This is a genomic window from Lysinibacillus sp. FW301-JW8, assembly GCF_058788755.1.
Genome location: NZ_JBYTBB010000120.1, coordinates 1 through 7,049 on the forward strand (window position 1 = coordinate 1; position 7,049 = coordinate 7,049).

At 35.1% G+C, this 7,049-nt stretch carries 5 protein-coding genes; 2 read left to right on the forward strand and 3 right to left on the reverse strand.

Annotated features, from left to right (window positions below; translation table 11 throughout):
* Positions 1 to 133: 133 nt before the first annotated feature.
* The 3 genes from AC3WOM_RS26185 to AC3WOM_RS26195 all read right to left on the reverse strand — a co-directional run bounded on the left by AC3WOM_RS26185 (position 134) and on the right by AC3WOM_RS26195 (position 4,609).
* On the reverse strand, positions 134 to 1,831 hold the full coding sequence (locus AC3WOM_RS26185) for a methyl-accepting chemotaxis protein (RefSeq protein WP_427543573.1): 1,698 nt from the start codon (positions 1,829 to 1,831) through the stop codon (positions 134 to 136).
* A complete protein-coding gene (locus AC3WOM_RS26190; RefSeq protein WP_492449008.1) occupies positions 1,815 to 3,458 on the reverse strand; it encodes a pyridoxal phosphate-dependent decarboxylase family protein in 1,644 nt (547 codons plus the stop codon). The genes AC3WOM_RS26185 and AC3WOM_RS26190 overlap by 17 nt, the downstream gene beginning before the upstream one ends.
* Positions 3,459 to 3,907: 449 nt before the next feature.
* The gene (locus tag AC3WOM_RS26195) at positions 3,908 to 4,609 is read right to left on the reverse strand and encodes a polysaccharide deacetylase family protein (RefSeq protein WP_492449015.1); all 702 of its coding nucleotides are present in this window, start codon (positions 4,607 to 4,609) and stop codon (positions 3,908 to 3,910) included.
* Between the two features lie 211 nt (positions 4,610 to 4,820).
* Between AC3WOM_RS26195 and AC3WOM_RS26200 the strand changes: the two genes are divergently transcribed.
* The gene (locus AC3WOM_RS26200; protein WP_492449010.1) at positions 4,821 to 5,678 is read left to right on the forward strand and encodes a DUF4179 domain-containing protein; all 858 of its coding nucleotides are present in this window, start codon (positions 4,821 to 4,823) and stop codon (positions 5,676 to 5,678) included.
* A 101-nt stretch (positions 5,679 to 5,779) separates the two neighbouring features.
* Positions 5,780 to 6,931 carry a chromate efflux transporter gene (gene chrA / locus AC3WOM_RS26205; protein ID WP_492449012.1) on the forward strand — a complete coding sequence of 384 codons (1,152 nt, stop codon included), beginning with the start codon at positions 5,780 to 5,782 and terminating at the stop codon, positions 6,929 to 6,931.
* The last annotated feature ends 118 nt before the right edge of the window (positions 6,932 to 7,049 follow it).

Consider the following 7,049-nt stretch of genomic DNA (forward strand, 5'->3'; position numbering starts at 1 on the left):
TCGTTTTGAAAAAGGGCTATACTTTTTAATTTGTCACCTTGATTTCATTGACATAATAGTATTTCAACAACATGAATCCGCTATATTTCTGTGAAAGTATAGCGGATTTTATGATGAAGAACGATTTTAGTTTTTATAGCTGGAATTTTTGTATGATATGACGAAGCTGTTGAGCCATCTCCGCTAAATTATTAGAGGAGGCAGTAATTTCTTCGATGCTCGCGGATTGTTCCTCAGCCGCTGCTGCTACATTTTGAATATTTCCTGATGCTTGAACGGCTACTACGCCAACTTCTTCTACAGAGTTAGCAATGCTGTTCACACCTTGATTCATATTGATAATGATCGAATTGACATGATTCATTTCCTGCGTTAGCTCCGTAATATGTGCATAAATTTCTCCAAAGGCCTCACCAGATGCATGAAAGGTTGTTGAGCTTTCCTCGAGATTACTGCTGCTAATTGCCATAGATTTTACAGCCTGTGCAGACTCCTCCTTAATGGTTTCAATACGTGTTCGAATACTGTTAGTTGCTGCTAATGATTGGTCAGCAAGCTTACGTACTTCTTCTGCAACAACAGCAAAGCCCTTACCATGTTCCCCAGCTCTTGCTGCTTCAATGGATGCATTTAACGCGAGTAAATTGGTTTGGTCCGTAATCTCGTTAATTAAGGTTACAATGTCACCAATTTCATTTGTATATGTACTTAAACGTTTGACAACTACTGAAGTTTCTTGAATAGCAGTAGAAGTGACAGCCATTTTCTCAGTCGCACTTTGAATTGTCATATTGCCCTTTTCAGAAATTGTGGATGCACTGACTGCCTTAGTCGCTACATCATTGACGCTCGAAACGACTTCAGTCATCTTTGTAGAGATTGCTATAATATGATTTTCAACTTCTTCAATGGAGGATGTTTGCTTTTCTGAACCAGCCGCAACTTCCTGCATGGAAGATGTAATTTGCTGTATGGATGCACTTGTTTGCTCAGAGCTTGCTGTTAATTCTTCTGACATGGCAGCAACTTGCTCAGCGTTTTCAGCGATTTGCTGAATAAGTAAGCGTAAATCATCTGTCATATTTTCAATGCCCGCTGATAGCTGAGCAATTTCATTGGAACCTTTGATTTGTATAGATTCAACAGCTAAATCTCCCTTGGCCACCCTGCTGACATAACCCGTCATCTTTTTAATTGGCTTAGTAATACCGATGCTAATGAAATAAGCAACAATAATACCAAATAGGATGAAAATCACAGTCATAATGATACATATCCAAAGTGTCTCTGTTTGCAGCTTAGAGATAAAGGAAGCATCCATATCTATACCGAATAAAATATCCGTGTTTTTAAATGGTATAAAAATAGATTTATGAATACCATATTCATCTTGATAAATATCGCTTGTTTGAATAGTACCAGAGTCTAAAGCAGCATTCATTTTTTTATCGAAAACATAATCTTCCTTATAATTGTCTTTATTGCTTAAAGCAACAATATGCTCCTTTCCATTAGAGCGAGAAAGGATATACGCATTTTCAATATCGTATGTTTTGACTGTGCTATTTAATTGCTTTAGTAGTTGTTCATATTTTTGATGATTCCCGTTGTCTGCAGCAATGGCATCATTTTTTTCTATATCTTCAAAAATAGAATTAGATACAATCTCTAGAGATGATTCAAATTGTGTAATAACAAAGTTATCGATAATTCGATAAGACGTTAAGAATAATACCACACTAAACATGATGGAAATAATAGCAATGGGAATTGTAAAACTTGCAATATATTTATAGAGTAAGGAACCCTTGAATTTAGTGATTATATTCAACTTTAGCATCCTCCAATACATTTAGCTTCTGTTGCAGGAAATGAATCATATTACGTATATGTTCTGTTTCAGTATAGGGAGAAATAGCAAAGAATTTTGCTACTGCAACTGGCATTTGCTGCTTTGTATCACTCGCGCTGACAGTGCAAACACGTGTTGTATCACCGAAAAATACTTCGTCTCGATCCTCTCCTATAATCTCAAATAAAGAGGCATTAATCGCATTTATATATTCAATTTGGTCTTGACTATAGCCACCTGCCTGCTCGGTGTGCCAATTATAGCCTTCTGGATATAGACGAAAGGCTGTAACTGGTCCAATATTTGTTTCATTTACTACTTGAAGCATTGATGTATGCTCCGCTAATTGTGCTCGAAATGCTAAGTTAACACGTACATAATTGGCTAATATTTGTTGATAGCCTTCTTTACCAAATGCCTGTAAAGCAGCATAAATAGCTATCGAGCTTCCCATTCGTGAGCACTCTAATGTGTAGCCTGTATGGTAGGAGCCATAACCGCGATTGCCGACATATGGTGTATCAAAGTCCTCAATATCAAGTAACTGTAGACTGTTACCTTCTTTTATTAGGAATAAGCTTGTTAAATATGGTGTCTGACCAAGCTTTTGGAAATCAAAACATAGACTATCTGCGATTGCTAGATGCTGCATACGTGTACGAATATGTGCTAGTCCCTGTAATACATCTGCCTCTAATTGAAGAGGATTTGCAGTAAAGTCGTAATCGTTGAAAAATGCGTAAAAGCCTCCCAGAGCGGAATCGGCATGGATATGTATTGGTTTTAAGGCATATTTCTTCTCAAGACCTGTTGTAATTTCTTTAATGGCTTGTACATCATCAATAGCAAATTGATCCGTAGCACCTGTTGTGGCTACTATATAGACTGGAATTCCACCGTTTTCGATAACCTCTGTCATTCGATTCTGTAAGTCATTGATATCCATGGAATGGTCTTTTCCCGCTTTTATTCGAACTAAATGCTTGCTTCCTATACCTACTGCTTCCACCGATTTTAAAAGGCTATAATGTGCATTTTCTGATGCAAAGCAATATAAATTATTTGGAACACCCTCTTCCTTTGCCTGTGGAAATTGCTTAGCAATGGCAAGACGAAGACCACTAAATACAGCCCCTTGACCACCCCAAGTTGTATAGCCGAAACTTTTAGTATAATCATAGCCTACTAACTTCGACATCATTGCTATAACTTTTACTTCACACTCTGCGGCAGCAGGTCCATATACATCCCATAGATTGTTACCGTTCAGGAGGGCATTTGTAAACTGACCCAATATACCGGGGATGCTGGCCATTGGTAAAACATTCGTGACAAAATTACGCGTATGATAAGGATGTCCTTGCATCAATTGTGTAAGCTCTTCTACAACCTGATCGAGTCCAACACCTGTATTTGCTATTTGATTGTTTTGCATTAATTCTTGGTAAAAATTAGAGGAGCGCTCTTTAATTGGTCCAAGAGACGTTTTATTAGGATTTTTTAATGCATCTAGAGAGGAAACAATTTTCTCTAATAGCGATAAAAATATTTCCCTTTGCTGGATATTTCCATCTTCACTTTGGAATAATTGTTGAATTTTTTTCATATTCATCATCCTTTATAGTTCATATTCCCTCTATTTTTTGTTCTTCAAAAATAGGTCGTTTTTCTAAAATTATAATAACATAAAATAACAAAAATGAATTTATATTTTCCTGAAAAAATATTATTTTACATTTCTGAATAATCCGATTTGTTTTGGAGGAAATATGAAAATTATTATTAAGGTGCATGAATTTTTAAAAATATATATTTAAAAGGTTTTTTAGAGCGTTTATAAGCAAATTATTACAAAAAATGAGGGAAGGAGATTTTTGTGAAGATGAAAGGAAGTTATTAAAATTACTATTTTAATAATAGTTTTGAAATGAAATAATAATTAGAAAATTGTAATACTTTTAGACTATTTATCATAAAGATTGATAATTAGAGCGACACACTTTAAATAGTAATCTGCTATTCATGAAAAAAGAATCTGCATTACTTGTGCAGATTCTATGATTTGTCCTGTAGTTCTTTAATGGTGACAAAGCGGTAACCATCCTCAGAAAGTGACTGCAAAATACCTTCGATCGCTTGCAGTTCATTGTCTGTATTGTCATACATGGGATGCATTAAAATAATCGAGCCAGGTTGTATATACTCTTTCACATAGTTAATTTTTTCATCAGGCGTTGTATAGAAAGAGTCAGGCTCCAAATTCCACGTTATTGTATCACGATTTGTTTTACTTAAATAAAACGGAAATCCCAATAGCTTTTTCCCATATGGTGGTCGAACAGGTGGGATTTCTGAATAGCCAATGTTTTTTATAAGCTCGTCTGTTTTTTCAATTTCATTTTTGTAAAAGGTAGGGCTCTTAAAGACCATTCGCTTATGAGAATAGGTATGATTGCCAATTTGATGACCAGCATTTACAATTTTTTTGCTTTCTTCTAAATTTTCTTCAATATCCTTTCCGATTAAAAAAAAGGTTGCTTTAGCATCATAGTCATCCAGTAATGTTAAAATTGAGTTGACATTTTTAGTTGGACCGTCATCAAAAGAAAGTGCTACAACCTTGTCTGTAGTGTCAATATGAGAGGTAATTTTACCAAAAAGTTGATAGTCTCTAGCATTCATTAACTTATAGGCACCAAATGCTAAAACAACAATGAAAAATAAAACAATTCCTAAATAAGCAATTTTCTTTTTCAGCGTTAGTCCTCCTTGCTATTCATTTGATCTCAAAAAAAGTCTTAAAAATAATTTCTCCATGGTTTTCTAAAATTGCTATTGATCAATACCCATTGTATGAGGGGACACGGTGTGACAATCATTAATTCGTTCAGGTTATATAATGTTCATTTAACAACTACAATAAATAAAACGCATTTGTGTAGATAACTTTCTAAAAAATGAGGTGTACATGATGTCTAATGATATGCTTCTAGTTGAAGGTCAGTCAAAGGGTAGTCGATTGCGTAAGATATGGTTTGTTGTAGTGTTATTTTTTATATTAATGATTGGTATTATTGTACTTTACTATTTATTTAATAAGGAATTAAACTTTGAAACCTATAAAACAGTTGTCGGTAAAACCACTGAAAATAGCCTTGGAAGTTTGACCTTAAATGAAGTAATAGTGGATGACAATCAGATTTTATTAAACGCTACCTTTAAACCAGAAAAAGATACACATTTCGACTATCAAATTTTTTTCTTTCCACAAGTATTGATTAATGGAAAAGAGTTTACGGTAAGAAATGGAGGGCAATCCATCGCGCAATCGGATAAAACTTATACTATTTACAGCAGTGTCAAATTAAGTGAATTACCAAAGGATGAAACATTAAATTTAGATATTCGTTTTAATGACTGGAACGGGAAAAAGATGATTGACGAGCCATGGAACTTTCAAGTAGAAGCATCACAGAAGCAATTACAAGAAGATAGGAACATTTTTTCAGTGAAAAAAAAGGTGAAGCTTATAGATGGTCAACAAATAACGATCGACAAGGTTGTTTCTACGCCAATTTCAACAACGATTTATTTCCATTCTGACATAGCCCTATTGAATGATTCCATACAATTTAATATTCAATCCACATCAGGAGAATTATGGCGCTTTAATGCTGCGTATCCATTAAATGAAGAATATACACAATGGGGAGTTCGACTCGATGCCCTATATTTGACAGAAAAAAGTTATCATTTAATTCCAATTGCTACAGGTGGAAAAGAGCTTGGTTCAAAAATTAAAATTAAAAAAATAAGAAATTCTTAAAGCTTTGCTGGATTATTCATTAATCTTTACAATACTTTAATCTAAAAGCACGATTACACCATGTAAGATAATGATATATTACATGGAAAGTAGTGAGGTTGTTGCGAAGGTTATGGGAGATCTTTTTAGTTTCCTTTAAATTAGGCTGTACTTCCTTTGGTGGACCAACTGCACATTTAGGTTATTTTCAAAATGAGTATGTTGAAAAACGTAAGTGGTTATCAGCAAATGATTACAGTCAGCTTGTAGCACTTAGCCAATTTCTACCTGGTCCAGCATCGAGTCAGGTAGGAATGGGTATTGGCTTAGTAAGAGGAGGAATAGTTGGGAGTATAGCGTCTTTTATTGGTTTTACATTACCGTCAGTTTTGCTGCTGATTGCATTCGCATATTTTTCGACGCAGATAGAGATGGGCTGGGTCCATGGCTTAAAATTAGTGGCTGTTGCGATTGTTGCACAGGCAATTTTAGATATGTCCAGAAAGTTGATTGCTAGCATATGGCATTTAATAATAGCCTTGTTTGCACTTGGAGTAGTGCTTTTATGGATACATCCATTATCACAGGTAATGGTTATAAGTCTTGCTGCCCTTATAGGCTTTCGATTTATTAAAATTACAGGTGAAATGGATCATCATATAACAGTTGTACCTATTTCCAAAAAAGCAGGGTTCATTTTATTAATATTGTTTGTCCTACTTCTAATTGGTTTACCAGCTATTAGTCCATTTATGCAACATGAATGGTTTATGTTGATCGAAAAGTTTTATCTATCAGGTGCCTTAGTATTTGGGGGCGGTCATGTAGTATTGCCCTTGCTAGAAGTGCAATTTGTACAAAGTGGACTGATGAGTTCTTCCGATTTTTTAACAGGTTATGGAATGACCCAGGCAGTCCCAGGTCCATTATTTACGTTTGCCTCTTACATAGGTATGATGATTGCTGGAGTACCGGGTGCCATTATAGCAACAATAGCTATTTTTCTTCCTGCTTTTTTACTTATAATCGGAGCATTGCCATTTTGGCTAGCGCTAAATCGATTCCCTGGATTAAGAGGGGCTATAGCAGGCGCAAATGCAGCGGTTGTTGGAATATTAGCGGCAGCATTTTTTCATCCTATTGCTACAGAGACAATTGAAAATGGGTTAGATATTGTGATAGCAGCCATGTTTTTATGGTGCTTAATGCGTTGGAAAATACCCCCTTATTTATTGGTGCTAATTGGTCTTTGCATAGGAATGATACGTTATTAATAATACACTATGAAATCAAAACCACGACTCTTTATGGTTTTGATTTCATAGTGTTGAAAAACTAAATGGTCAAGGGACTCTTTGTGAACACTACTAAGTCAAATGAAGGTGATTTCCG

Bases quoted from the DNA above. Each gene is read 5' to 3' on its own strand.
- AC3WOM_RS26190 (WP_492449008.1), bottom strand. From the start codon at position 3,458: ATGAAAAAAATTCAACAATTATTCCAAAGTGAAGATGGAAATATCCAG.
- AC3WOM_RS26200 (WP_492449010.1), top strand. From the start codon at position 4,821: ATGATGTCTAATGATATGCTTCTAGTTGAAGGTCAGTCAAAGGGTAGT.